This is a genomic window from Citrobacter sp. TBCS-14, from assembly GCF_005280805.1.
Taxonomy (GTDB): Bacteria; Pseudomonadota; Gammaproteobacteria; order Enterobacterales; family Enterobacteriaceae; genus Citrobacter; species Citrobacter gillenii.
On the sequence record NZ_SZWM01000164.1, the window covers coordinates 454,889 to 479,382 of the forward strand.

Here is a 24,494-nt window from a genome sequence, read left to right on the forward strand (position 1 = left end):
AATGAAGTTTTCATATCAGTACCACTAACAAATAACAGCACTGCAACTGTTATGGTTAAAAAGAACTGTTCTGTTTCTGCCCCCCACTGTTCCTCAGGCATAGAATTGCGCTAAATCAATTTTGCCTGCGGAGTTAAGCATGTTCGGTCTTGACGCGTTTCACCTGGCGCGCATCCAGTTCGCGTTTACGGTGTCGTTTCACATCATCTTTCCGGCCATTACTATCGGTCTTGCCAGCTATCTGGCGGTGCTTGAAGGTCTGTGGCTGAAAACCAAAAATCCCACCTGGCGTTCGCTGTATCATTTCTGGTCTAAAATATTCGCCGTCAACTTTGGTATGGGCGTGGTTTCGGGCCTGGTAATGGCCTACCAGTTCGGTACCAACTGGAGCGGTTTTTCCGAGTTCGCCGGGAGTATCACCGGGCCGCTGCTGACCTATGAAGTACTGACCGCCTTCTTCCTCGAGGCAGGATTCCTTGGCGTGATGCTGTTTGGCTGGCAGCGCGTAGGTCCAGGTCTGCACTTCTTCGCCACCTGTATGGTCGCGCTGGGCACCATTATTTCAACTTTCTGGATCCTCGCCTCCAACAGCTGGATGCAAACACCGCAGGGTTACGAAATTATCAACGGACAAGTCGTGCCGGTGGACTGGTTTGCCGTCATCTTCAATCCGTCCTTCCCCTATCGTCTACTGCATATGTCCGTCGCCGCCTTCCTGAGCAGCGCCCTGTTTGTCGCGGCGTCGGCGGCCTGGCATTTATTACGTGGAAATAATACGCCGGCAATTCGTGCCATGTTTTCAATGGCCCTGTGGATGATGCTGATCGTCGCCCCGTTACAGGCGTTGATTGGCGATATGCATGGACTTAACACCCTGAAGCATCAACCTGCCAAGATTGCCGCCATTGAAGGTCACTGGGAAAACGTGCCCGGTGAACCGACCCCGCTGTTGCTGTTCGGCTGGCCGGATATGGAACAGGAGCGCACCCGCTACGGACTGGCAATACCCGCGCTGGGCAGCCTGATTTTGACCCACAGTCTGGATAAACAAGTTCCGGCTCTGAAAGAATTTCCGAAAGAAGATCGTCCTAACTCCACCATGGTGTTCTGGTCATTTCGCATTATGGCGGGGCTGGGGATGTTGATGATCTTGCTCGGCACATTTGCCCTGTGGCTGCGCTACAAACAACGCCTGTATACCTCGCGTCCTTTCCTGCGCTTCGCACTATGGATGGGACCCTCCGGTCTGATTGCCATTCTGGCCGGATGGGTGACCACCGAAGTCGGTCGTCAGCCGTGGGTTGTTTATGGCCTGCAACGGACGGCGGATGCGGTTTCCGCACATGGCGATTTGCACATGAGCATCAGCCTGATGGCCTTCTTTGTGGTTTACAGTTCGGTCTTCGGTGTGGGCTACAGCTACATGATCCGCCTGATCCGTAAAGGACCGCAGGAAGATGACCCGACGAGTCCGCCAACGGGTACTCCTGCACGACCGCTTTCCGCTGCGGTCCTCGATTCTCAACCGGAGGCACATCGCTAATGGGTATTGATTTATCAGTTATCTGGTTCGTTATCATCGTGTTCGCCACCCTGATGTATATCGTGATGGATGGTTTCGACCTTGGGATTGGCATTTTATTTCCGGTCATTCAGGACCCCGACGATCGCGATGTGATGGTCAACAGCGTCGCGCCGGTCTGGGACGGCAATGAAACCTGGCTGGTGCTGGGGGGCGCAGGCTTGTTTGGTGCCTTTCCGCTGGCCTACGCGGTGATCGTCGATGCGCTGACCATCCCCTTAACCCTGATGCTAATCGGCCTGATTTTTCGCGGTGTGGCCTTTGAGTTTCGTTTCAAAGCAACGCCCGCACACCGGCCATTCTGGGATAAAGCGTTTATATGCGGTTCAATCCTCGCCACCTTTACCCAGGGCGTTGTCGTCGGTGCGGTGCTTAATGGATTCTCAGTCAGCGGACGCAGCTACAGCGGCGGACCTTTCGACTGGCTCACCCCTTTCACGCTGTTTTGCGGCGTGGGCCTGGTAGTAGCCTATGCGCTGCTGGGTGCGACATGGCTGGTGATGAAAAGCGAAAATCCACTACAGGATAAAATGCGCAACGCCGCCAAAAAACTGCTGCTGGCGTTGCTGGTCGTCATTGCCATTATCAGCCTGTGGACACCGCTGGCGCACAGCGCCATTGCCGATCGCTGGTTTAGCCTGCCAAACCTGTGGTTCCTGATGCCGGTTCCACTCCTGGTCGCGCTGACCAGTCTGTGGTTGTGGCGTTCGCTGGGCCAGCAGCACAGCCATGCACTGGCGTTTATCCTGACGCTGGGGCTAATTTTCCTCGGTTTCAGCGGACTGGGGATCAGCATCTGGCCGCATATCATTCCACCGTCCATCACCCTCTGGCAGGCGGCAGCCCCGTCACAAAGTCAGGGCTTTATGCTGGTAGGTGCCTTGTTGATTATCCCAATAATCCTCGTCTACACCTTCTGGAGCTATTACGTTTTTCGCGGCAAAGTTCAACCTGGTGAGGGGTATCATTGATGCAACAATCAATCTGGAAACGCCTGATGTGGCTGGTGATCCTGTGGGGCGGCAGCGTGCTGGCCCTGGCCGCTGTTGGCATGGTCTTCCGTGTGCTGATGACGGCAGCAGGTTTTAAGTCCTGAGTCTGCATTCATATTGGTCGGGTAGCGTAGCGTTACCCGACAGCTAAAATCCCAACGTTATATAAACAAAAATGCAATAACCGGCGAATTGATGAAACATCGATTGCCTTTAACTCGATTAAATAATGAAATAGTCACTCGACGAAATTACCGCAATTTTTGTTAAAACGTACCAGAGGGTGAATGATGTTTAAGAAAGGGTTAACGGTGTTATTGCTGACCAGTGCGCTTTTTTCTGGCCAGCTTTTCGCTACTAATCAGGGACATGAATATCTTCAGGTGCAGGATGCCGATCACTTATTACGTCACACGGCTGACAGCGATGAACTGCGTATGACGGCGGAAGAATCCGCCGCCGATCTCCGCGAACACCATCACTGGCAAAAATCACGCAAACCCGATACCCATCAAAGTTAACGCTTAGCCTTTACGCTTCGGCAGCGTTTTCATCAGTTCATCCGGACTGACGGAAGCCACGATGCTGCCCGGCAACGGCATTTTCAAAATGTGATGTTTCATCTTGCCGATGACGTGCATTTCGCACGGTCGGCAATCAAATTTCAGCGTCAGCACATCGTCACCGTTGACCAACTGCATTGGCGTCGCTTTCCAGCTTTTGATGTTACCTTTAGCCTGTTTTGGGCATAGATTAAAGGCAAAACGCAGGCAGTGCTTGGTGATCATCACCGGCACCTCGCCTTTTTCCTCATGCGCTTCATAAGCAGCATCAATCAGCTGAACACCATAACGGTGATAAAACGCGCGCGCTTTATGGTTATAGACGTTTGCCAGAAAACTCAGATGCGTTTGCGGGTAAACCGGGGCCGGGTCGGCTACCGGTTTGCGGCGGCCACGCTGGTAACTGGCCAGTCGCGCTGCGTCCAGCATTTCAACGGCGTCACGACGCAGCTGATTAAGCTGACCGTTCGGCACAAACAGTGCGCCCGGCAGATTCACCTGAATATCACGGGCGTAATACAGCGTCTGCCCAAGCTTTGCCAGCCCCTCCTGCAAATTGCTCAGCGCTTTTTCCGCGTTGTTCGCTTCCTCAAACTGGCCGTCCAGCGTGTGGGTGATGCTCACGCCCTCTTCGCTGGTGAGCGTCAGGATCAGCTGTTCCTGCCAGCCGCCCAGTTCAATATCGACCGCCACGCGACGTTCGCTGGACGTTTTGGTCAACGCCTGCTGCCAGTTATGATCGAGGTTACGATTCAACGGATGATGCGGACGCACTTTATGCAGATCGGTCGGCATTTCATTCGGCCAGACCCGATAGCGGTTGTTCCCCGTTTTCTCGACGGTATTGGCGCGAAATCCAACCACATCGCGTTTGATCAACACGTTCAGGCCATCGCCGTTAGCCAGCGGCTCCGTCACTTCAACATCAAGGTGATCTTTTGCTACTTTCAGCACTTCGCCTACCGGCAAGCCGATAAACTTCGGCGAGTCAAATGCACCGATATCCCCTTTGCGGGCGGTGACAAAGTAATCTGTGCTGCCACGGTGGAACGTTTTGTCCGTTGAGGGGGTAAAGAAATGTTCTGTACGACCGGCTGAGGCACGGGCCAAATCACCGCGCTGTTCGATAATCGCATCCAACATCTGGCGATAATGGGCGGTGATATTTTTCACGTAGCTCATGTCTTTGTAGCGGCCTTCAATTTTGAAGGACCGCACGCCTGCGTCGATCAACGCGCCCAGATTAGCGGTCTGATCGTTATCTTTCATCGACAGCAGGTGTTTTTCGTATGACACCACCCGCCCCTGATCGTCTTTCAGGGTATACGGCAGGCGACAAGCCTGAGAGCAGTCACCACGGTTAGCGCTGCGCCCGGTCTGGGCATGGGAAATATAGCATTGGCCGGAATACGCCACACACAACGCACCGTGAATAAAAAACTCAAGGGTCGCGTCGGTAGCCTGATGGATGGCGCTAATCTGTTCCAGACTCAGCTCGCGCGCCAGTACAATCTGGGTAAACCCCACATCGCCGAGAAACTTAGCCTTCTCGACGCTGCGAATATCACACTGGGTGCTGGCATGCAGCTCAATGGGCGGAATATCCAGCTCCAGAATCCCCATATCCTGTACAATCAGGGCATCAACGCCGGTCTGATACAGGTCGGTAATCAACCGCTGAGCGGGTTCCAGCTCATCATCGTGTAAAATCGTGTTCAACGTCACAAAGATTTTTGCCCCATAGCGATGGGCGAAAGGCACCAGTTCAGCAATATCCTTCAGGCTGTTACTGGCATTATGACGTGCACCAAACCCCGGTCCACCAATGTAAACGGCATCTGCGCCGTGCAAAATGGCTTCGCGCGCAATCGCGGTATCACGGGCCGGGCTTAACAATTCAAGACGATGAGGTTGCTGAGGCATACGGTTGTTACCATCCAAAAGCGGTAAAATGGCGGCTATTGTAGTCAGAAGCGCGACGTTGCGAAATAGTTTTCCCTATTAACTCCGTGGGTAATGGATGAGCGAATGAAAGTGAACCGGCAGTTCACTGCTGTTCCGATAACTGTGTGCGGTATCCCCGGCAAAACGCACTCCCTCACCGGTTTTTAACGTTCGCCATCTGCCGTCAATGTCCATATCCAGCAGGCCATTAATCACCACCACATGTTCAATAACGCCGGTCTCATGCGGGGTAGATTCGCTAAGCGCTCCCGGTGCCAGCAGTATCGAAAAATGGTCAAAGCAGAGCTGTGGATCCCACGGGAACAGCGGCGTGACGATCATCGCCTGCTGCTGCGGGTCGAATGCGGGCGTGCTCTCCGCTTCCGGCTGCGTGATAAAGCTCGAAAAGGGAACGTTCAGTCCGGTGGCGATTTTCCATAATGTCGCCACCGTTGGGCTGGATTCGTTGCGTTCAATCTGCCCCAGCATGGCTTTTGACACGCCGGTCTCCTGCGCCAGACGTGCAAGGCTCCATTCCCGCTGCTGACGTAACGCCCTGAGCGTGGTCGCCAGATAGTGGGTAACATTGTCCATTCGTTATCTCCCTCGATCTCATGTGGCAAAGCACTAGACTATCACTTGTACGCTATAGCGCACAGTGCTACAGTGACCGACCGTTATAACGCACGCGGAGTCGCTATGCGCACATATTCACTCCCTCTGCCTACCGTACTGTCTGGTTTTGTTGCTGTGCTGGTCGGCTACGCCAGTTCAGCGGCGATTATCTGGCAAGCGGCGATAGCCGCCGGGGCAACTACCGGGCAAATTGCCGGCTGGATGACCGCGCTGGGCATCGCCATGGGCGTCAGTACGCTGGCATTAACGTTACGGTACCGTGCGCCGATATTAACCGCGTGGTCAACGCCCGGTGCAGCGCTGCTGGTCACCGGTCTGCAGGGTGTCACTATTCAGGAGGCAATTGGCGTATTTATTGTCGCCAATGCGCTGATTGTCCTGTGCGGCGTGACGGGATTGTTCGCCCGACTGATGCAAGTCATCCCTCACTCGCTGGCGTCAGCGATGCTGGCGGGGATCCTGCTGCGTTTTGGCCTACAGGCATTTAATAGTTTGAACAACGAGCTGCTCCTGTGCGGCAGCATGCTGCTGGCGTGGTTGGTGCTCAAAGTTGTCGCCCCGCGCTACGCGGTCATTGCTGCGATGTTGGTAGGAATAATGATTGCCTTGATAAAAGGTGACGTTGTCACTAACAACATCACTCTCTCACCGGTGATGCCGGAATTTATCGCCCCCCACTTTTCCCTCGCCCACAGCATCAGTATTGCTCTGCCGCTGTTTCTGGTCACCATGGCCTCGCAAAATGCTCCCGGCATTGCCACCATGAAGGCCTCCGGCTATTCATTACCCGTTTCGCCGTTGATCGTGTTCACCGGCCTGCTGGCGCTGTTGTTTTCCCCGTTTGGCGTCTACTCCATCTGTATTGCCGCCATCACCGCCGCGATATGCCAAAGCCCGGAAGCGCACCCGGACGCCCAGCGACGCTGGTTAGCGGCCGCTGCCGCGGGGGTTTTCTATCTGCTGGCAGGCGTATTCGGCGGTTCAGTGACCGGGTTAATGGCGGCCCTGCCGGTGAGCTGGATCCAGATGCTGGCCGGTTTGGCGCTGCTGGGGACGATTAGCGGCAGCCTGTATCAGGCGCTGCATCACGAAGCCGAGCGTGACGCGGCGATTATCACTTTTCTGGTCACCGCCAGTGGTTTGACGCTGCTGGGGATTGGATCTGCATTTTGGGGATTAATTGCCGGAGGGGTGTGCTACACGGTGCTGAGATTAGCGCGCCGCACGTAGCTGCGAGGGCGTTTTGCCCGTCACCTGCTTAAAACGGTTGCTGAAGTGGCTGGCGGAGCTAAACCCGCAGGCCATCGCGATATCAGACAAGCTGCGGGAAGAGTAACAAACCAGCTGCTGCGCCAGCGCCATACGGCGCTGCATGACATACTGATGGGGCGCCATGTTCATCGACTGGCGGAACATTCGGGCGAAGTGAAAATCGCTCAACACCGCTTCACCTGCCAAATCGCTCAGGGTGATGGGGTACGCCAAATGCGCGTCGATATAGGCCAGCACATTACGCAAGGTGACGGGCGCGAGTCCGCCCGTCACCACCGGCGGTCGCCATTGTACGTTACTGTAATGCTGGATCAGGTGCGTTAATAACAGCGAAGATGCGGCGCTCAGCGTGAGATGGTTAGCAGGCTGTTGCCAGTCATTACCAAGCAGAAACTGGCGGTACACAGCGGTGATCCCCGGATCGCTGCCGAAAGTATGTTCGTCCAGCATGACGCTATAAGGGCTCTTATCCCAGACTTTCTCCCCCACCTCACGCAAATGCGCGTCGGTGCAGTAGAGATGCACAAACGACAGATCGTCGCGGATATCCCAGCTGGATTCACTCTCTTTAGGCATCAGGCAGAAGCGGTCCGGGCCACCGCCGTTCTTCCAGCCGCCCGCCGTTTTGTGGTAACTCTCATAGCCATCTGCCACATACAAACTGAGCGTATGGTGATCGCAATATTGGGTGATGGTATCGCGTTTGTTCGACCACGCCGCCAGCTGGATCCCAGAATGTAACGCAACCGATTCATGCAGCACGGCATTATGTTTGCGTAAGTTTTCAAAGGCATCGTAGGGCTGAGGCATACCATCACTTTCAAAGACGTTGTGAGCAGACTTTCAGTCTATCTCAGCAACAGGGTGTTAACAGCCCTCTTTTCCGCTTTGCATAAAAAAAAGCGCAAGATTTTGCAAGTCTCCCGCAATCGGATGAAAGCGCCCTCGGAAGTGGCGTGGCACAGTCTGCCTTTGAATAGGCAAAATGAGAGCGATGTATGAACGCACTGCTGTACAGTCTGGTGGTGGTGATATGGGGCACGACATGGATTGCCATTTACCTGCAACAAGGCCCGGTTGCCGCCCCTGTTTCTATCTTCTGGCGCTTTGCCGTTGCCAGCACGGTGATGATAGTCATTCTGCTGGTCAGCGGAAAATTGCGTAAGCTTTCCGCACGTGACCATCTGTTTTGTTTGTTACAAGGCGGATGCGTTTTTTGTTTTAACTTCTGGTGTTTTTACACAGCCGCCGCATGGATCAATACCGGACTCGAATCGGTTATTTTCTCAATGGCAGTCCTGTTCAACGCGGTTAATAGCTACTTGTTTTTTGGTCAAAAACCGCCGCGACGTTTTTATGTCGCCGCCGGACTGGGCCTGACAGGCATCGTCACCTTGTTCTGGCAAGATTTAGTCAACAGCGGGTTAAATCATTCGCTGCTGCTGGGCATTGGCTTGAGCGCCCTCGGCACGTTTGGTTTCTCACTGGGCAACATGATAAGCCTGCGCCATCAGAAAAATGGCCTCGAGGTGATGACCACCAACAGCTGGGCGATGTTATACGGCACCGTGTTGATTGCTACCATTGCCCTGGTGCGCGGCGACAACTTCACACCTCAGTGGACCTTCAGTTATCTTAGCGCGCTGTTGTATCTGGCAATTTTTGGTTCGGTGATTGCCTTTGGCGCCTATTTCACGCTGGTCGGACGTATCGGTCCCAGCAAGGCGGCCTACAGCACGCTGCTTTTTCCACTGGTGGCACTGACGCTGTCTACGCTGTATGAGGGGTATGTCTGGCAGATTAATGCCATTGCCGGATTAGTGCTGATTTTACTGGGGAATTTGGTGATGTTCACCCGCCCGGAAATGCTGATGGGGAAACTGCTGTACCGCCGCCGGGTCGCCTGAAAAAAATCGCACCATCCGCAGAAAGCAGACGGTGCGTTTTTCATTATTGCTTTTTATTTACGTCAAACATGGAGGCATCGGTCGCCATGTCATCAACAACTTTCTTCAACGTTTCGAACGCCATCGGCGTACTCTCGTTATTCAGATCTTTGCCTTCGCCCTTACGGACAACTTTAATTACCGGCTTATTGGTTGCCGCATCGATCAACTCACCCTCAAAATAGAGGTGGGTATCCATGGTACGGTGCCCTGTTGCCATTTGTGTACCGGCAACAACCAGTGCAACCGGAACCACTTCATAGAATTGCAGCCCTTCTTTACTGGTATCAACACCAGTGATCGCCCCGCGGAAAATCAAAGTACGTGGGCCAGGCGTTGTCACCAGCGGCTTACGCTTACCAATGGAGGTTTTCATTTGAGTATTGGTATAGCTCAGCAGCCTATCAAGAACTTGTTGTCCAACCTGAGTGGTTGGTTTAGGAACCGGATAATACGTAATCGGGTTATAAACGATATTGTCGTATTTAGATTCATTAAAGCTAGGGTCAACCCAACGAAGCACCGGTTGCCCCGTTGCTGATTTAGTTTCCTTCAGGCCAGAATAGTCTTTTAAAAACCCAGAGTATTTCTCCGGCTGAGTCACTTTTGATGCACAGCCAGATAATGCCAACAGGCCAGTAAGCACTGCAACTTTAAATAAAGTTTGAGTACGCATGAAACGGTCCCTTTAGTTTTCGCAATGGTGCCTGAAAAGAATAGCAAATCAGAATCATTTTGGATGCACTAAAAATGGTAAGGACCGCACAATTTTATCTTAACGTTATCTTAACGTTCAGCACAAAAAAAATGCTGAACGTAGAAAGGCTTATCACAAATGGGTAGGTTAACCAGCTTTACGCGCCAACATTGTTGCAAAGCGCAGTTTAATACGGTTGCCGTTCTCATCCGTACGATGAAGTTCACCCACATCTTCGTTATATTTCAGCAGATCCCATCCGGTGTAATAGCGGCGTAATTCTCCGGTTTTAAACGCAAACGGGAACCCAACGGTGCACGGAAAATCATCGGTATCCATTGCCGCGACGATCAGGTTATATCCGCCCGGTTTGGTGCAGCGTTGCATATTTTCAATCAAGCCCGGGATGGTTTTTGCTTCGAGGAACATCATCACCACGGTGGAAAGAATAAAATCATATTCACCGTCAAAGCGTAACGCATTGAGGTCCGCTACCTCAGCGTGCAGATTGGTCAGCCCTTCTGCGTCTTTAATGCGCTCAAGGTTGGCAATGCTCATTGGGTTTTTATCCCACGCCGTCACGTCATAACCGTTAGCCGCCAGGTACAGGCTATTACGACCATTCCCACAGCCTAAATCTAATGTTTTGCCTGGCGTAACAATTTTTGCCGCCTCGACAACATCGGAATGCGTGCGGGTTAAATCATATTTCTCAGTAAAGTAGTTTTCGTCACAACGGGTCATTATTTATCCTCAGATTTCAGTAATGCTGCACGCTCCGTGCGAATAAGCAGTTTTCCCTGCATCAGCAATGCAAACGTGCGTATCAGTAATAGCGCAATGATAAAATTGGTAAAAATAAACAGCGGGATCGCCAGCGTATGAAAAAAACCTGACTCGCTGCCGTGGCCTAAATGCAGCCCCGTCGTTGCCAGCGCCGAGACACCGAACGAGAAGCTCCAGAATGATGCATTAAACGGCTGAGACAGATACCACGGCATGAGACGCAACATGAACAGCAGTTGCAGCAGGCCATAGCCGAACAACATTTTTGCCAGCGTATCGCCTTCGCCACCGTTGACGCTGAGCCAGGCACTACAGGCCACCAGCGCCGGAGCCAGTTGAATACCCAGCGAGGTACGTAATACCGCCGGCAGTTCACCAGAACTGCGTAAACGCTGCAGAATAACCGGCTCAAGGCTTAACCAGGAGAAGACGCCCGCCCCGAGAAACACCAGCCCGGCATCAGTGTAACCAAGCGCGCCGCAGGCCATGGCGCTGATAAAGTTATTGGCCACGGTCGGCAGATACAAACCCGGCGTGGTAGCTTCTTCCGGATGAGAACCCCGCCACAGCCCTGCCGTTTGCCAGGCTGCGTACGACAGCTGGATCACCACCCCAATACCAAACAAGACCACGGCTAAGGGCCGGCACCAGGGTACAAAACCAATCGCCACCAGCATGGTGGTGGCAGGGAAAAGACTGACAAAGCTGCTCATCACCGGGTGGCGTATTTCCGCCAGCACGCTGTGGGGAAAACGCACCAGACGGGTCATAAATGCCAGTGTCAACAGCCCCCAAATGACCATCGCGAGGATCACCAGACCGTCACCTATCCAGTGACTCACCGGCCATATCTGACTGGCATATCGCCAGGCAAAACCCATCCCGATGGTTCCCAGTACCATGCCAAAATAACCGGCCGGAAGATTAAGAACTCGCTCACTGTATTTGTTATTACTCATTTTGTTTATTTTTTAAAGTATATTTGAAATACATTTTATGGAATTTACGGCTGTTTAGCCAGTGCTGAAAACTTTGCTACGTTTAACTAAGGTGTGCAACTGGGAAATTCTTTATGACCAAATACCGTCTGAGCGATGAGCCACGTTCCTTCAGTTATCAGGATAATGGCCACAAAAAAAACGTATTGCTACACCAGGTCATCGCCCTCACCGACTTTAATGATGTGCAAGCCGGTACGCCAGGCGGCTGGATTGACGACGAAAGCGTGCTGGCGCAAAACGGTGATTGCTGGATTTACGATGAGAATGCCATCGCCTTTGCCGGGGCGGTTATCTCCGGCAACGCCCGCATTACCCGTGCAAGCGTGATCAGAGAGGGAACGCAAGTTGGCGATAACGCATGGATTGACCAGGCAGAAATCAGCCATGGCGCAGAAATACGTGACAACGTCACGATCAAAGATTCGACTGTCCGTGGGGAATGCCTCCTTTCCGGTGAGGCTCGCGTGTTGAGTGGTTCAGAAATCATTGCCGCCAAAGGATTAACCCGTGAAAGCGACCAGATTTTGCACATTTATGACCGCGCAACCGTCAGCAACTCGCGCGTTGTGCATCAGGCGCAAATCTATGGCGACGCTGTCGTCAATTATGCCTTTATCGAACACCGCGCCGAAGTGTTTGATTTTGCGCGAATAGAAGGCAATGAAGAAAATAACGTCTGGATCTGCGATTGCGCGAAAGTTTACGGCCATGCTCGGGTTACCTCCGGAACTGATGAAGATGCCATTCCTACCCTGCGCTACAGCTCACAGGTGGCGGAGCACGCCGTGATCGAGGGTAACTGCGTCCTGAAGCATCACGTGCTGGTTGGGGGGCATGCGCGCCTACGCGGTGGCCCAATCCTACTTGACGATCGCATTCTCATTGAAGGCCACGCCTGTATCCAGGGCGAAGTGCTAATCGAACATCACATTGAGGTTACCGGCCAGGCTTGCATCGAGGCCTTTGAAGGCGACGCAATTCATCTGCGCGGCCCGAAAGTGATCAACGGCGAGCAACGTATTACCCGCACGCCTCTGGCAGGCTTATTCTGAGGCGCAATCAATGATACGGGCGTAGAGATTCACATCATGGTACTCACCGTTGAGGAACTCCGCCTGCTTCAGACAACCTTCCAGCAGGAAACCATTGCGCTGTGCGACCTGATTGCTTTCACGGTTATCTACCCGGCATTTAATGATAAAACGGCGGATCTCACCGCGCTGCGCGTAATGTTGAATAAACGCCTGTAGCGCCCGGGACAGTATGCCTTTCCCCTGATGTTCTTCATCCAGCCAGTAACCAATATAGGCAGCTTTGTTCAACGGTTCTATCTGGTTAAACGAGATCACCCCCACCACGTTCTGCTGTTCAAAAATAAGGAACATTTTGGCGTAGCCGCGCTGGTGCAGCATCATATTGCCCTGCAAGTTCTTGCGTGTGTCATCCTCGGATTCGACAAACTGTGGCCAGTTCAGCGACTGCTGCAACCAGCGCTTATTTTTGAGTACCAGTTGATGCAATGGCGTGACGTGTTGCTCTTCGACTGCCCGCAGTTCCAGCGTGTCGCTGACGGGGATGACTTCTGGCATGTTTATCTCCTTCACTTTCGTTAACGGGGCATTTCTGACTGGCATCCGCAGATATTAATCTATTTATCATCCCGGACATCATACTTTTATGCTGTAACAGCAATCACTTAGCGACAATCTACCGCGCCGAACCCGCTAATCTGATTAACCGGGCATCCTCATGGGGATGATCCGCAATGATGACAATAATACCGCTATTTTTTTGCTAAGGAGCAAGCATGGCAGCACCTTTGGGTCGTTTAGCACTTATCCCGCTGTTTCTGATCACCGCCTGTCACCAACCCGTTCCCACCTCGCAGACCGGTCCCGTGCCTTATGCAGTCAGCAAGCAGGTGGTGGTGGATAATACCACCCTGGAGATCTCCCGCAGCGCGCTGGAATATAATATCCACAAAGTTCAGCAGTTGCTGGGAGATAAAACTCGCTTGTGCGCCATTCTCAAAGGCGACGCGTACGGGCACGACCTGTCTCTCGTCACGCCAGTGATGATGCAAAACGGCGTGCAGTGTATTGGCGTCGCCAGTAATGAAGAAATCAGCATCGTGCGTCAGGCCGGTTTTACATCACAACTGATGCGCGTGCGTAATGCCACGGAAAAAGAGATGCGTCAGGCGGCAGATTTTGATACTGAGGAGCTGATTGGCAATCTGGATATGGCGAAACGTCTGAGCGCCATTGCTCAGGAGAAAGGCAAAACCATCCGTATTCATCTGGCGTTGAACTCTGGCGGGATGTCGCGCAACGGTCTGGAAGTCAGCACGGCGGCCGGACTGGAAGAAGCCCACGCTATTTCGGCCTTACCCGGACTGAAAATTGTCGGCATCATGTCGCATTTCCCGGAAGAAGATGCCGCGGTGGTCAAGCGCGATTTGGCCCGCTTCAATACCCAATCAGCCCAGGTTCTCAAGATTACCGGACTGAAGCGCGAAGACGTGACGTTGCATGTGGCCAATACCTTCGCCACGCTGACCGTGCGTGAATCATGGCTGGATCTGGTGCGCGTTGGCGGAATTTTTTATGGTGATACCATCGCCAGCACAGAATACAAACGCGTGATGACGTTTAAATCATCGATTGCGTCGGTAAACCATTACCCGAAAGGTAATACCGTCGGCTATGACCGTACATATACACTCAAACGCGATTCCGTTCTCGCTAACATTCCGGCAGGTTATGCTGACGGCTATCGTCGCATGTTCAGCAACGCAGGGCATGTGCTGATCCGCGGCCAGCGGGTACCGGTGCTGGGTAAAACGTCAATGAATACACTGATTGTCGATGTGACCGATTTGCCGCTGGTGACCTCTGGTGATGAGGTGGTGCTGTTCGGTAAACAGGGCAAGGCGCAGGTTAGCGCAGAGGAAGTGGAAGAAATCAGCGGCGCGCTGTTCACCGAAATGTCGATTCTATGGGGCGCGACGAACAAACGGGTTATGGTCGATTAAGTCTTAGACAGGAAGGGCTTCCCATTTTTTGCGGAAAGCCCTTTTACACAGTGAGAGCCGTACTATTTAGCTCTCACTGACACTTTCTTTTTGCAGGATTTTGAGCAGATCTTCCTTCAGGTGAAGTTTCTGTTTCTTCAGGCGAACAATATCCAAACTGTATCCCCGACCATCCGAACCTTCCAGTCTGGAAATCTCATGATCAAGGCTGTTGTGTTTTTCGAATAAAGACAGAAAGCGAGGGTTCTCGGATTTCAGTCGGGAAATGAGGTCTCTGTATTCTGGAAACATACTTTCTCCCTGTTAGTGGACAAAAAGCGTGTATAAGAAATACACACCTTCAGCTTACCCATTTGACATAGGGAAAAATGCGAACAGGATCGAGTAAATAGCGTACAGAATGTTTCAGCAGAGATGAGGTCTGTGACTCCCCTTCAGGAGAGCCACAGACCGTGCGATTAACGCATTTCGCGGTCGTCAACGTACTGACGTTTATCCGGTGCTGGCGGGAAATACTGATACAGCCAGGTCTCGCTGATCGCATCGCCCTGACAACGCAGGAACATGCGCATATCTACCGGTTCGGTTGAGTCAGAGGTCGGATACCAGTCAAACTGAATACGATAGCCATCGATCGGCTCAACGTAGAGGATTTCAATCTGCTTCGCTTCGCCGCTTGAGAGCGTAATCACCGGCTCAATACCTTTCGGCGCAGCGGCTTTCAGATCGCCACCGACGAAGTCAACGGCAAAGCGGCGCGCCCATTTTTCCGGGTAATGCTCGCCCGGTGCCCACCCTTCCGGGAATCCTCCCATGCCAGTGCGGGTTGCCAACACACGCGCCAACGGTGAGCGTACCGGTGGCTGTGCGCTCCAGTACAGGCGATATTTGAACTCCAGATCGTCACCGGCTTTGATCGCCTTCTCCGGCTGCCAGAAGCAGACAACGTTATCCAGCGTTTCACCGGTGGTTGGGATCTCCATCAAGCCAATGGTCCCCTTGCCCCACTGGTTACGCGGCTCGACCCACAGGCTTGGGCGCTTATTGTACCAGCCCATGATGTCCTGATAGTGGGAGAAGTCACGATCCAACTGCAACAGGCCAAAGCCGCGCGGGTTGTTATCGGTGTAGGCATTGAACTGCAGTTTTTGTGGATTGTTCAGCGGACGGCAGATCCACTCCCCGTTGCCGCGCCACATTGCCAGGCGGTCGGAGTCATGGATTTGCGGGTGAATGGTATCGCACATCCGACGTTCGTTATTACCGCAGCTAAACATGCTGGTCATCGGCGCAATGCCGAGCTGTTTGATGTCTTTACGGGCGTAGACATGGTTCTGCACATCCATGATCACCTGCGTTTTCTCACAGTGGATCACAAATTTAAACGCACCGGTTACGCTTGGGCTGTCGAGCAGCGCATACACCGTAAAGCTGGTCGCGCCCGGTTTGACCGTTTCGAACCAGAACGCGGTAAAGTCAGGAAATTCTTCTTTGCTGTCGGTATAGGTATCCACCGCCAGGCCACGCGCTGACAAACCGTACTGATAGGTGTCATCGACGGCGCGAAAATAGCTGGCACCGAGGAAAGAAACCACATCGCGACGGGCCAGTTCCGGCGCTTTAAACACGCGGAAACCAGCGAATCCGAGATCGGTTTGCCCTTCGAGCTGTTTGGTATCTACGCCCGCATCGTTGTATTTGAACAGTTCAGGGCGGAAGTGGATCTCACGCGCCAGATGCGTACTGTCATCAACCGAGAACATGCGCACGCGGCGACGAAACCCCATGCCGACATGGAAAAACTGCGCGTCCAGCTGACGATTTTCAACGTTATTCCACAGCGACTGCTCGGCGTCGTACTGAATACTGTTGTAAGCCTGAGGCGTGAGTTTCGCCAGCGTATCCGGCAACGCGCGCGGCGCACCGCCCCACGGTTTTTGTGCCAAATCATGGGCCATTGATTGCAGTACGGAAAAATCAAAACGTACGGTTTTTCCGTCTGCAATGTCAGACTCTGCCGCATAGGCAGCACGGGAAAAGAGTGATGCAATACCACTGGTTCCGCACACGGCGGCCATTGCCATTGAACCTTTAATAAATCGTCTACGATTCATGCCTGAAAGTAAGTCCTTCTGGTCGTGTGAATGGTCCCGCGCCGGTCAAAATCTGCGGCAAGAGAGTGCACATTTCTGACCGCTCACTCTAGACAAAATTCATTAATAATCCAATTGTTGGTCGCCGATTATCTGTACAAAATCGAAAATATATTATGTCGATGGGAACAGACCGAATCCCGTGTAAATTCCATTAAAGTAAACCACAGCGCCGTTTACTGCGCTCTTCAGCCTCCCGATACAGCACAAACTCATCATAAACCGCACAGCCCAGTGCCTGTTCAAACGCATCCCGACTGGCGTTACCATGACTGCGCGCCTGGGTTTCATTGCCCAGATTAGACTGGAAAATGCCCGCAGCGCTCACCGGTAAGAAATCTTCGTAGGTGATCGGTTGAGCCACCAGCCAGCCTCGTTCGATCAGCGGCTGCGGGTCATCCTCCGGTCGGATCGCCTGACGATGCGCCTCGCCCGACGGCGTTAGTCGATAGCGGAACCAGGCCAGCCCCTGCTGGCGTAGCAAAAACTCACTGTCAGGGAAGGCTTTAAACACCTCTTGAAGATGCAGCTGGTGCGTCAGGTTGTCTTTACCCGTTCCCGCGTGACTCAGAAGTTCATCATATAACTGCCTGCCTTTTGGGGTCAGCGCCACGCCACGCTGTTCAATCTCGCCAAAACGTGCGGTATGCGTACCACGCATTTCACCGGCAAACAGCACCGCCTCCTCCAGCGCTTTAAAGCTGGTCTGGCGCAGCAGAATAGGCACCTCGCGACGCGGCGGCCCTTCAATGAGGATTTTCGGTTCAATGCCACATTCCGGCATCATCGACTGCACACGGTCGATATCCAGCGTGCGTGGCGTCAGGTGGTTGATGTGGCAACCGGGGAAACACACCACATCAGCAATCAGTCGATGTTCGTTGTGTAGCGCGTGATAGGTCTCTTCATCTACCGTAGCGTGCTGATGCCAGCGGAAGGTTTCCAATGCTTCATGCACAAATTCCTGAGTCTGGGCAGATGTAAAACTACCCTGCGCATCAAACTCATCCAGTAATTCGTGGCAACGGCGCGTAAAAGTATCGCGTTTTGCGAGAATATCCGCAGCCCGCTGGCGTAATGTTACGTTATCGATCAACTCGAGACGCAATAGCGAGGTAAACACCCGAAACGGATTACGCGAAAGCGAAGCATCATCGATGGGGCGAAACGCCGTGGAATGGACGGGAACGCCCGCCTGGGAGAGATCGTAATAGCTGACCGGGTACATGCCCATAATGGCAAACATCCGCCGCAGCGTGGATAATTCCTGCGCGGTCCCTACCCGGATCGCACCGTGGCGCTCAACGTTAAGACGCGCTAACTCATCCGCATTGGCCAGTTTTTCATGCAGCGTCGGGTTATTTTCCAGTACCGCCAGATTCACATCAGCGACAAGTTCCAGCAACGTGCCGTACTGCGGGACTTCCTGCTGGTACATTGCTGACATTGCCTGCGAAAATTGTTCCCGAATCTCATCTGCCGTGATGGTGTTCGCCATAATGTCATGCCTCCAGTGAATATTACCTGGAGTGTAGAGAACGCTACCGAGTCCGGTGGGAAGAATTTACAATCTGTGATTAGCACCCAAATTTTTGATAAGCACGGAGACATTAAAGATCCAGCAATCATGCGGGTCACACTGGAATCATAGAAAACACGAGGCGATTCAGTGTACCCTACCCTGTGACATGGCCTGCAGGTAATCGATCACTCTTGCTAAACTATCTCGTTCTCTCACCGTGATAATCTCCTGTTATCACTTCATCGCAGACATATCATACACTTAACCACATGCACACTATGTTCTGTGTATGCCTCTTGTATGTTGTGTATTGAGTAGGCCATATCATACACAGGTGGGTATAGATTTACTTTTAAATAACTCACGCGTTATAAAACCCTCCCCGTACTACATGCCTCATTGCCATCACATACTGGCTAACACAATGCGCGGAAACGCACCACTCAATACCTCCATGGTTTACCCGTTGATTTACCCATTGAAAGTTAACAATTATGCAGAGCATGAATGGCACTTAAAATAGAACACATATCAACCACAATTAGCCATTCGTGCTCATATCATATGCTTCGCTATGTTTATCATTGTGTTTGCTTTTGTGTTTATTGATAATGCACTTCCCCCGTCACTGATGACGGCTAACTTTGAATGCCATGCAATGATTAAGGTAACAGAGTCAAACATAAAGCAAGTGCAAGGGGCCATTCGTGCAGCTACTGATAAGCGTGGTTTTGAATACGTTGTTGCTTCCTTCAATGCGTGTCAAGAACGAGGAGAAATGGATATTGTGTTTAATCTTCCTGTTGGTGAATACCGTCGTTATGCTGCCCTGTTAGCTGATCTTGTTCGCATCGAAAAACAGATGATAGACATGATTTCAGCTACAGCAGCCGTAATGTTGTAGAGGTGTACACAATGAATGTGATAGCGGGTGATGTTGCTATTCATCCTGTTTCATTTATCAATCTTGTTGTGGTCGCTTTTTGGCAAATTATTGAAGATGTGTTTATCTCATATGATGACGGAATGACAGAAACCTATCTGCACAATGCAACTGTACTTATTCAAGATAAGAAGGAAGAAAATCTGACTAACTCACTGATAACCACTCTGATCACGCCTATGTAGAACATAATGGACAAGTTCTAACTTATGTTGATATACAAGGTAAAACTAAAGCACCAAGTGAATAAGCAATTAATATTGTTCAAGAGTTTCTATATAAATAAATCTCAACAGAGGATTTGAAGTTGGAGGCTGGTTTGTTCTCGTGAGCTTTATTATGTTCATGGAATATGGAAGTGATCGTGTTTATTGGTGGTTAGCTTGGCTGACAGACGATCAATTTTATATGGCTGGTTTAGGCGCGGGATTTATTGCTCTAATTGCTTTCATTCCTGCTGTTTGGGTTGGTGCTCTTATGGCTATCACAGCTTCAATTACTTATGTGAAAGACGGCATACGATAAATAAAACGATAAATAAAGAATTAATGATGATAGCACCCTATTAATCCTAAATGGAGTTTTCATAATGTTTAAGAAATCAGTGGTTGCAATGTTAATTGTTCTTCCAATGTCTGCTTTTGCTCATGGTCATGGTGGTCATGGCGGAATGGGTGGTCACAACTTTGGTGGTCATGGTCATGGTGGTAATATTGGTCATGCGTTTGGTAGCCACTCCTTCGGTGGTAAACTGGCAGGGCGTATGAACGCTAGTGGCGGATTCACTGGCTTCTCTAAAGGTTCTATCAACATGAGCGATCATCCTGTTGCTCAGAACATTGCAGACCATACCACTCATACCGCGTCTTTTAAAGACGGCACTTTCATGGGCACAACTACCACCACCATTGGTGATATAACTCGTGAAACTTCTACAGTTGTGTCTGCTGATATGCGTTCTCACACTAAAGCCATCACTAACGGTGAAGTATCTCATGTGAGTATTCGTAGCTATGCTGACGGTATTGGTGGTCTGAGTGTTCATGCTACCAAAGACGGCGACACTGCGATTGGGACAGTGAAAGCATATAACGATGTAGCAAATGCTGGCGTCGTTAACCACATGCTGAAATCTGGTGACATGACTCGTGTTGCTCAGACAGCAATCGCACCAGACTTCCGTAGCCGTACGGTAGCGGTTCGTGACGATACTGGCGTAACTGTCCACATGCAAGGTTATGTGGGCAATGAGCAGGCTGGTATTGGTTATAACAAGCATGTTGCCACCTATGGTGAGTATGGCTTTGAACGTTCAGTGAATACGCTGGGTATTGCAACTGTCGGCATGTATGGTCCAGCTCACTATGCTGAGAAAGTTGCCAACCTGAAAACTGGTACAGTGAAAACGATCACTGACATTACACCACCTGCACCAACTCCTGTGGTGATTCACGTTGTTCCACTGACTCCGCTGACTCCTGTTGTACCACAGCCAACTCCGGTTGTTATTCATGTAGCACCAGCAGCCGATGTAACACCTGCTGTCGATCCTACTCCAGCAAATGTTACTACTGTGTACAACGATAAACACGGTGATAGTGTCATCTTGTATTGGAATATCTAACTAAAAGCACGGTTTTATACAACATTAGGGCTGGAGAAATCCGGCCTTTTTTTTAGTGGAAATAAATTTGTGAATGGAGATATTGCAAATGATGCTTAATGCGGGTGATTTTCTAAAATTGATTAATCTTGATCCATTTAAGAAATCTAACAATGAAGCAGGTGTGTCTGTTTCTCGTGGTGTTGAACTGGCTAAGCTGCGTGATGCTGTAAAAGAGAAACGTGTTAATTTGCGAGTTCTCTTGAAGTGGTTAAATGCTTCTGCTGGCTGTCGTTTACAAGAACGTTGGTTAACTAACTTCTTCGCTAACGAGCTAGGAACCTCTCAGCAACGTTCAGGCAAGAGTAAAGAGGACAAGCTAAAGGAAGAGGTTAACCGCCTTACGGAGCTTCTCAGAGCGTCACAGGAACAGAATCAGATGATTGCTATGGTTGCTTCTGAGGACAATCAGAAATCTATTTTTGCTGGTATCGTGGAAAAGATTGAACTTGAGACTCAATCAGAAGTAGCAGCCTTTGTAGAACAAGCTGCAACACGAGCTAAACAGAAAGCTATCGATCAGATGAAAGCTATCTTTCCAGACTGGGAACCAGCAGAGGACGCTTGAACGTAAAAGGCAGTGTGTATTAACATACGGCCTTAACTTTTTAGGGGCATATGATGAAGAACGTTAATTTAATATTGCTCGGAGATAGCACACAGCCACAAGAGAAGCGTATGAAGGAAGCGCTCAAGATAAGCAAGGGTGTGAAACCTGCTGCTGTGTTGGATGCTGTGAAAGAAGCATATGATGGTACAGGGAAGAAACCTAGCCTGAACTATGCACAGCTTGCACGATGGAGAAAGGGTTTAACCTACTATCGCTCACCTCCTACTGTAGACGCTATAGATCCCTATACAGAATTATTTACTCCCCTGTACCAACTGCTAGAGAATCCAGTGGTGGTAGCTTCCATCGATGTAGAAGAATTCGAACAACGATTAAGAAAGCAGGTTGAAGAACGTGAACGGCTATTGAGTACGGCAAGACGGGAAGAAGCAGAACGTATTATGAAAGAATCAGAAGAACGTGATCATAATAGGTTGATGGAGGAATTAAGTAAGCTGATGGATAAGCTGAGAGAGCTTAGGAAAGATTAATGCACATTTTTGTGCATTTAGAATAGTTGAGAAGGGGTAGCCTAATATTATGGTTCCCTTTTCTGTTTTTATTTCACCGGAAAGAGTTTTGATACTACTACTGCGTTAATTATTCCCCTTCTTACTACCGCACTAATAAGCACATTCACCGCTGTGAGAATTATCACACCGCCTACATGGTGAATAGCTTTGGCTATGAAAGATCAAAATGGTATAGAGTCCGAAGGACGACTAACCAGACAGCCTACAGAGCGTTTAAATGATGCAAGGCAGGCAATCACCTTATCTACTCACAAAACCGCTTAAAATGGCTTAATTTCAATGGACAAAATTGTCCAGAGAAAACTATTCTTTCTCGGGGATTTCCCCGAGAAAGTGAGGAGTATTCCCGCTAGACAAATTTGTCCAGCGCTATGAATACTACGTACTCCTGTGTATGTTCTTGCTTGCTGCTATCACAACAGTTTCATACAATAACTACCTGCACAAGCTCGCAACTGGTTGTTTTTAATATTCATACCGAATATCAAACTGTGATCCCGCATGAATTCCCCCCACCCGCGTAGACGATGAACGGTGCTTACTGGCGTGGTTTCAGATGGTTTTCCAGCCACGGCAGCATCTGTTTTTTACGACTCAGCATCCCTTCAACCTTGCAGGGCTGCGCGATATCTGTCAGTTCTTTTCCGGCAAACCACAGGCTGGTATCGCCTTTGTTGATATCCGTCAGCATCAGCACGACCAGCGCAGCGTGGCGTTCCTCAGCATAGCGCACCATTTCCGCACGCAAATCGTCCAACACCGGCGCCACCTGATCCAGTGCGTAAAGCTCGAGCTGCGCCACGCAGACCTGGTGCCCATGAATCGTGAACGTTTTGCAATCTTTATTGAGAAGTTGCCGGGCGCTCATCCCCTCCACGCTGGTTTTAGCTGATAGCAGGTCGCGGCAGAATGCCTCCCGATCAACTCCCGTTTTTTCGACCAACGCGTCCACCGCCTGGCAGTCGTCTGCCGTAGTGGTAGGTGAGCGTAGCGTGACAGTGTCACTCAAAATGGCCCCCAGCAGCAACACGGCCTCGGAGGAAGAGATCTGGCGACGCTCCTCTTCCGACATTAGTTGCCATAACAGCGTCGCGCTACTGCCGACCGGTTTCACCCACACTTCCGGCGGTAAACGCGTCATCAAACCGCCGAGGCGGTGATGATCGATAATACCAACGACATTACTCTCAGCCAGAGAGTCTGGACCCTGAGCGGGTTCAGTAAAATCCACCAGCCAGACATCGCTGTCGGTCAACGGAAACGTCAGCAGTTCGGGCATCGAGAGTCCCGCGTGCTCAAAGATAAATTGCGTTTCACGGTTAGGTTCACCCGCGCGCCATGCCGTCGCCTGCTGGCCGCGTAAGGTTAACCAGCGCGCAGTCATCGCGGCGGTGCAGATGGCATCGCTATCGGGATTAAGGTGCCCTATGACATGTATCATTAATCAGTGCCTTGTAATGTGAAGAGAACAATAGCCAAAGTATACCGATCGGGTACATTCCCTTCCATGATCCCGCTGCGCAGTCAGGCAGTACAAAACATAAGCAAAATAAATCAGTTGTAAGTAAAATACGATAAATGTTAATAATATTTTGCTATCAGGTTATCAAAAACCAACAACTTTACTTGCTACCGATACGGCTCTGTTTTTAACATCGCTTATGGAAAAAAATGTTCTGTTCAATCAGCGTATTCGCTTGCGCCATCTTCACACTTTTGTCGCCGTTGCCCAACAGGGGACGCTGGGGCGCGCGGCTGAAACCCTAAACCTGAGTCAACCGGCTCTCTCCAAAACACTCAACGAACTGGAGCAACTGACCGGGACACGCCTCTTCGAGCGCGGTCGCCTTGGTGCGCAGTTAACGCTACCCGGCGAACAGTTTCTTACCCATGCGGTAAGAGTGCTGGACGCGCTCAATACGGCCGGTCAGGCATTAAATCGTCGGGAAGAAGCACATAATGATGTCGTGCGCATCGGGGCACTACCGACGGCTGCACTGGGTATTCTTCCCGCCGTCATTGGTCCGTTCCACAAGCAGCAAATGGAGACCACGCTGCAAGTTGCCACCATGAGTAACCCGATGATCCTCGCTGGGTTAAAATCCGGGGAAATCGATCTCGGCATTGGCCGGATGGCCGATGCGGAACTCATGGTCGGGCTAAACTACGAATTATTATTTCTCGAGTCGCTCAAGCTGGTAGTACGCCCTAACCACCCGCTGTTGCAGGAAACCATCACGCTAAGCCGGGTGATGGAGTGGCCGGTCGTGGTATCGCCAAAAGGTACCGCGCCGAGGCAGCATGCGGAAGCCCTGCTGCTAAGCCAGGGGTGTGAACTGCCGCGAGGTTGTATTGAAACGCTGTCGGCATCGCTGTCGCGCCAGTTGACAGTGGATTACGACTACGTATGGTTTGTGCCGTCAGGCGCGGTGCGGGAAGATTTACGCCAGGCCACACTGGTGTCATTACCGGTACCGACGCAAGGATCCGGCGAACCAATTGGCATTTTGACCCGTAGCGACGTTCAGCTCTCTACCGCCGCACAGATCCTCATCGCCGCGATCCGCAAAACTGTCCCGTTTTGATATTTCCCGCCGCCAAAAATAAAGGGACCCGC

At 51.3% G+C, this 24,494-nt stretch carries 26 protein-coding genes; 15 read left to right on the forward strand and 11 right to left on the reverse strand.

Annotated features, from left to right (window positions below; genetic code table 11):
* Window positions 1-139: 139 nt before the first annotated feature.
* The 4 genes from FDX22_RS05870 to FDX22_RS05885 all read left to right on the forward strand — a co-directional run bounded on the left by FDX22_RS05870 (window position 140) and on the right by FDX22_RS05885 (window position 3,095).
* Complete coding sequence (locus tag FDX22_RS05870; RefSeq protein ID WP_115258451.1) at window positions 140-1,543, forward strand: cytochrome ubiquinol oxidase subunit I; 1,404 nt, start codon at window positions 140-142, stop codon at window positions 1,541-1,543.
* Window positions 1,543-2,553 carry a cytochrome d ubiquinol oxidase subunit II gene (gene cydB, locus FDX22_RS05875; protein WP_146716857.1) on the forward strand — a complete coding sequence of 337 codons (1,011 nt, stop codon included), beginning with the start codon at window positions 1,543-1,545 and terminating at the stop codon, window positions 2,551-2,553. Before FDX22_RS05870 ends, cydB begins: the two co-directional genes overlap by 1 nt.
* Window positions 2,553-2,678 carry a DUF2474 domain-containing protein gene (locus tag FDX22_RS05880; protein ID WP_096756972.1) on the forward strand — a complete coding sequence of 42 codons (126 nt, stop codon included), beginning with the start codon at window positions 2,553-2,555 and terminating at the stop codon, window positions 2,676-2,678. The genes cydB and FDX22_RS05880 overlap by 1 nt, the downstream gene beginning before the upstream one ends.
* 186 nt (window positions 2,679-2,864) lie before the next feature.
* Window positions 2,865-3,095, forward strand: a complete 231-nt coding sequence (locus FDX22_RS05885) for a DUF2554 family protein (protein ID WP_096756971.1) — start codon at window positions 2,865-2,867, stop codon at window positions 3,093-3,095.
* Window positions 3,096-3,098: 3 nt separating this feature from the next.
* Here FDX22_RS05885 and FDX22_RS05890 read toward each other — a convergent pair whose 3' ends face one another.
* Both FDX22_RS05890 and FDX22_RS05895 read right to left on the reverse strand, forming a co-directional pair.
* Entirely contained in the window at window positions 3,099-5,060 is a 1,962-nt protein-coding gene (locus FDX22_RS05890) for a U32 family peptidase (RefSeq protein ID WP_146716858.1), read from the reverse strand.
* 78 nt (window positions 5,061-5,138) lie between these two features.
* Window positions 5,139-5,675, reverse strand: a complete 537-nt coding sequence (locus FDX22_RS05895; protein WP_146716859.1) for a helix-turn-helix domain-containing protein — start codon at window positions 5,673-5,675, stop codon at window positions 5,139-5,141.
* Between the two features lie 105 nt (window positions 5,676-5,780).
* Between FDX22_RS05895 and FDX22_RS05900 the strand changes: the two genes are divergently transcribed.
* A complete protein-coding gene (locus tag FDX22_RS05900; protein WP_146716860.1) occupies window positions 5,781-6,947 on the forward strand; it encodes a benzoate/H(+) symporter BenE family transporter in 1,167 nt (388 codons plus the stop codon).
* Here the strand turns inward: FDX22_RS05900 and FDX22_RS05905 are convergent.
* Window positions 6,930-7,799, reverse strand: coding sequence for a helix-turn-helix domain-containing protein (locus FDX22_RS05905; protein ID WP_146716861.1), 870 nt, complete (start codon window positions 7,797-7,799; stop codon window positions 6,930-6,932). The genes FDX22_RS05900 and FDX22_RS05905 overlap by 18 nt on opposite strands.
* A gap of 188 nt (window positions 7,800-7,987) precedes the next feature.
* On the opposite strand from FDX22_RS05905, the gene FDX22_RS05910 reads away from it, so the two are divergent.
* The gene (locus FDX22_RS05910) at window positions 7,988-8,896 is read left to right on the forward strand and encodes a DMT family transporter (RefSeq protein WP_096756966.1); all 909 of its coding nucleotides are present in this window, start codon (window positions 7,988-7,990) and stop codon (window positions 8,894-8,896) included.
* Window positions 8,897-8,939: 43 nt separating this feature from the next.
* Here the strand turns inward: FDX22_RS05910 and FDX22_RS05915 are convergent, their stop codons facing one another.
* The 3 genes from FDX22_RS05915 to tehA all read right to left on the reverse strand — a co-directional run bounded on the left by FDX22_RS05915 (window position 8,940) and on the right by tehA (window position 11,377).
* Complete coding sequence (locus tag FDX22_RS05915; protein ID WP_115258444.1) at window positions 8,940-9,611, reverse strand: DUF3313 domain-containing protein; 672 nt, start codon at window positions 9,609-9,611, stop codon at window positions 8,940-8,942.
* Window positions 9,612-9,779: 168 nt separating this feature from the next.
* Window positions 9,780-10,376 carry a tellurite resistance methyltransferase TehB gene (gene tehB, locus FDX22_RS05920; RefSeq protein WP_096756964.1) on the reverse strand — a complete coding sequence of 199 codons (597 nt, stop codon included), beginning with the start codon at window positions 10,374-10,376 and terminating at the stop codon, window positions 9,780-9,782.
* Window positions 10,376-11,377 (reverse strand): dicarboxylate transporter/tellurite-resistance protein TehA, encoded by a 1,002-nt coding sequence (gene tehA, locus FDX22_RS05925; RefSeq protein ID WP_115258443.1) that lies wholly within the window; start codon window positions 11,375-11,377, stop codon window positions 10,376-10,378. The genes tehB and tehA overlap by 1 nt, the downstream gene beginning before the upstream one ends.
* Window positions 11,378-11,490: 113 nt before the next feature.
* Between tehA and ydcK the strand changes: the two genes are divergently transcribed.
* Window positions 11,491-12,471 (forward strand): YdcK family protein, encoded by a 981-nt coding sequence (gene ydcK, locus FDX22_RS05930; RefSeq protein ID WP_146716862.1) that lies wholly within the window; start codon window positions 11,491-11,493, stop codon window positions 12,469-12,471.
* Here the strand turns inward: ydcK and rimL are convergent.
* On the reverse strand, window positions 12,463-13,008 hold the full coding sequence (gene rimL / locus FDX22_RS05935) for a 50S ribosomal protein L7/L12-serine acetyltransferase (RefSeq protein ID WP_146716863.1): 546 nt from the start codon (window positions 13,006-13,008) through the stop codon (window positions 12,463-12,465). The genes ydcK and rimL overlap by 9 nt on opposite strands.
* Before the next feature lie 218 nt (window positions 13,009-13,226).
* Here rimL and alr point away from each other — a divergent pair, with 218 nt between their 5' ends.
* Window positions 13,227-14,453 carry an alanine racemase gene (alr, locus tag FDX22_RS05940; RefSeq protein WP_146716864.1) on the forward strand — a complete coding sequence of 409 codons (1,227 nt, stop codon included), beginning with the start codon at window positions 13,227-13,229 and terminating at the stop codon, window positions 14,451-14,453.
* Window positions 14,454-14,519: 66 nt separating this feature from the next.
* Here the strand turns inward: alr and FDX22_RS05945 are convergent, their stop codons facing one another.
* From FDX22_RS05945 to FDX22_RS05955, 3 genes are all read right to left on the reverse strand, one after another.
* Window positions 14,520-14,744, reverse strand: coding sequence for a YdcH family protein (locus FDX22_RS05945; protein ID WP_003833168.1), 225 nt, complete (start codon window positions 14,742-14,744; stop codon window positions 14,520-14,522).
* A 167-nt stretch (window positions 14,745-14,911) separates the two neighbouring features.
* Window positions 14,912-16,567 (reverse strand): glucan biosynthesis protein D, encoded by a 1,656-nt coding sequence (locus FDX22_RS05950; RefSeq protein ID WP_117342838.1) that lies wholly within the window; start codon window positions 16,565-16,567, stop codon window positions 14,912-14,914.
* A gap of 193 nt (window positions 16,568-16,760) precedes the next feature.
* Window positions 16,761-18,104, reverse strand: a complete 1,344-nt coding sequence (locus FDX22_RS05955) for a VOC family protein (protein WP_146716865.1) — start codon at window positions 18,102-18,104, stop codon at window positions 16,761-16,763.
* Window positions 18,105-18,702: 598 nt separating this feature from the next.
* Between FDX22_RS05955 and FDX22_RS05960 the strand changes: the two genes are divergently transcribed.
* From FDX22_RS05960 to FDX22_RS05985, 6 genes are all read left to right on the forward strand, one after another.
* Window positions 18,703-19,032 carry a hypothetical protein gene (locus FDX22_RS05960; RefSeq protein ID WP_115258438.1) on the forward strand — a complete coding sequence of 110 codons (330 nt, stop codon included), beginning with the start codon at window positions 18,703-18,705 and terminating at the stop codon, window positions 19,030-19,032.
* An 11-nt stretch (window positions 19,033-19,043) separates the two neighbouring features.
* Entirely contained in the window at window positions 19,044-19,256 is a 213-nt protein-coding gene (locus FDX22_RS05965; RefSeq protein ID WP_135912001.1) for a hypothetical protein, read from the forward strand.
* Window positions 19,257-19,398: 142 nt separating this feature from the next.
* A complete protein-coding gene (locus FDX22_RS05970; protein WP_115258436.1) occupies window positions 19,399-19,596 on the forward strand; it encodes a hypothetical protein in 198 nt (65 codons plus the stop codon).
* A gap of 64 nt (window positions 19,597-19,660) precedes the next feature.
* Window positions 19,661-20,695 carry a hypothetical protein gene (locus FDX22_RS05975; protein ID WP_146716866.1) on the forward strand — a complete coding sequence of 345 codons (1,035 nt, stop codon included), beginning with the start codon at window positions 19,661-19,663 and terminating at the stop codon, window positions 20,693-20,695.
* Between the two features lie 88 nt (window positions 20,696-20,783).
* The gene (locus FDX22_RS05980; protein ID WP_146716867.1) at window positions 20,784-21,302 is read left to right on the forward strand and encodes a hypothetical protein; all 519 of its coding nucleotides are present in this window, start codon (window positions 20,784-20,786) and stop codon (window positions 21,300-21,302) included.
* A gap of 50 nt (window positions 21,303-21,352) precedes the next feature.
* Window positions 21,353-21,835: a hypothetical protein gene (locus FDX22_RS05985; protein ID WP_135911998.1), complete on the forward strand. Its 483-nt coding sequence runs from the start codon at window positions 21,353-21,355 to the stop codon at window positions 21,833-21,835.
* Window positions 21,836-22,415: 580 nt separating this feature from the next.
* On the opposite strand, the gene FDX22_RS05990 is transcribed toward FDX22_RS05985, so the two are convergent.
* Window positions 22,416-23,318 carry a manganese-dependent inorganic pyrophosphatase gene (locus FDX22_RS05990; RefSeq protein ID WP_146716868.1) on the reverse strand — a complete coding sequence of 301 codons (903 nt, stop codon included), beginning with the start codon at window positions 23,316-23,318 and terminating at the stop codon, window positions 22,416-22,418.
* Window positions 23,319-23,538: 220 nt separating this feature from the next.
* On the opposite strand from FDX22_RS05990, the gene FDX22_RS05995 reads away from it, so the two are divergent.
* Window positions 23,539-24,462, forward strand: coding sequence for a LysR substrate-binding domain-containing protein (locus tag FDX22_RS05995; RefSeq protein ID WP_135911996.1), 924 nt, complete (start codon window positions 23,539-23,541; stop codon window positions 24,460-24,462).
* Window positions 24,463-24,494: the final 32 nt, after the last annotated feature.

What these genes read in the sequence shown, in the direction of transcription:
- FDX22_RS05870 (WP_115258451.1), top strand. Translation starts at nt 140, where the DNA reads ATGTTCGGTCTTGACGCGTTTCACCTGGCGCGCATCCAGTTCGCGTTT.
- cydB (WP_146716857.1), top strand. Translation starts at nt 1,543, where the DNA reads ATGGGTATTGATTTATCAGTTATCTGGTTCGTTATCATCGTGTTCGCC.
- FDX22_RS05880 (WP_096756972.1), top strand. Translation starts at nt 2,553, where the DNA reads ATGCAACAATCAATCTGGAAACGCCTGATGTGGCTGGTGATCCTGTGG.
- FDX22_RS05885 (WP_096756971.1), top strand. Translation starts at nt 2,865, where the DNA reads ATGTTTAAGAAAGGGTTAACGGTGTTATTGCTGACCAGTGCGCTTTTT.
- FDX22_RS05890 (WP_146716858.1), bottom strand. Translation starts at nt 5,060, where the DNA reads ATGCCTCAGCAACCTCATCGTCTTGAATTGTTAAGCCCGGCCCGTGAT.
- FDX22_RS05895 (WP_146716859.1), bottom strand. Translation starts at nt 5,675, where the DNA reads ATGGACAATGTTACCCACTATCTGGCGACCACGCTCAGGGCGTTACGT.
- FDX22_RS05900 (WP_146716860.1), top strand. Translation starts at nt 5,781, where the DNA reads ATGCGCACATATTCACTCCCTCTGCCTACCGTACTGTCTGGTTTTGTT.
- FDX22_RS05905 (WP_146716861.1), bottom strand. Translation starts at nt 7,799, where the DNA reads ATGCCTCAGCCCTACGATGCCTTTGAAAACTTACGCAAACATAATGCC.
- FDX22_RS05910 (WP_096756966.1), top strand. Translation starts at nt 7,988, where the DNA reads ATGAACGCACTGCTGTACAGTCTGGTGGTGGTGATATGGGGCACGACA.
- FDX22_RS05915 (WP_115258444.1), bottom strand. Translation starts at nt 9,611, where the DNA reads ATGCGTACTCAAACTTTATTTAAAGTTGCAGTGCTTACTGGCCTGTTG.
- tehB (WP_096756964.1), bottom strand. Translation starts at nt 10,376, where the DNA reads ATGACCCGTTGTGACGAAAACTACTTTACTGAGAAATATGATTTAACC.
- tehA (WP_115258443.1), bottom strand. Translation starts at nt 11,377, where the DNA reads ATGAGTAATAACAAATACAGTGAGCGAGTTCTTAATCTTCCGGCCGGT.
- ydcK (WP_146716862.1), top strand. Translation starts at nt 11,491, where the DNA reads ATGACCAAATACCGTCTGAGCGATGAGCCACGTTCCTTCAGTTATCAG.
- rimL (WP_146716863.1), bottom strand. Translation starts at nt 13,008, where the DNA reads ATGCCAGAAGTCATCCCCGTCAGCGACACGCTGGAACTGCGGGCAGTC.
- alr (WP_146716864.1), top strand. Translation starts at nt 13,227, where the DNA reads ATGGCAGCACCTTTGGGTCGTTTAGCACTTATCCCGCTGTTTCTGATC.
- FDX22_RS05945 (WP_003833168.1), bottom strand. Translation starts at nt 14,744, where the DNA reads ATGTTTCCAGAATACAGAGACCTCATTTCCCGACTGAAATCCGAGAAC.
- FDX22_RS05950 (WP_117342838.1), bottom strand. Translation starts at nt 16,567, where the DNA reads ATGAATCGTAGACGATTTATTAAAGGTTCAATGGCAATGGCCGCCGTG.
- FDX22_RS05955 (WP_146716865.1), bottom strand. Translation starts at nt 18,104, where the DNA reads ATGGCGAACACCATCACGGCAGATGAGATTCGGGAACAATTTTCGCAG.
- FDX22_RS05960 (WP_115258438.1), top strand. Translation starts at nt 18,703, where the DNA reads ATGTTTATCATTGTGTTTGCTTTTGTGTTTATTGATAATGCACTTCCC.
- FDX22_RS05965 (WP_135912001.1), top strand. Translation starts at nt 19,044, where the DNA reads ATGAATGTGATAGCGGGTGATGTTGCTATTCATCCTGTTTCATTTATC.
- FDX22_RS05975 (WP_146716866.1), top strand. Translation starts at nt 19,661, where the DNA reads ATGTTTAAGAAATCAGTGGTTGCAATGTTAATTGTTCTTCCAATGTCT.
- FDX22_RS05980 (WP_146716867.1), top strand. Translation starts at nt 20,784, where the DNA reads ATGATGCTTAATGCGGGTGATTTTCTAAAATTGATTAATCTTGATCCA.
- FDX22_RS05985 (WP_135911998.1), top strand. Translation starts at nt 21,353, where the DNA reads ATGATGAAGAACGTTAATTTAATATTGCTCGGAGATAGCACACAGCCA.
- FDX22_RS05990 (WP_146716868.1), bottom strand. Translation starts at nt 23,318, where the DNA reads ATGATACATGTCATAGGGCACCTTAATCCCGATAGCGATGCCATCTGC.
- FDX22_RS05995 (WP_135911996.1), top strand. Translation starts at nt 23,539, where the DNA reads ATGGAAAAAAATGTTCTGTTCAATCAGCGTATTCGCTTGCGCCATCTT.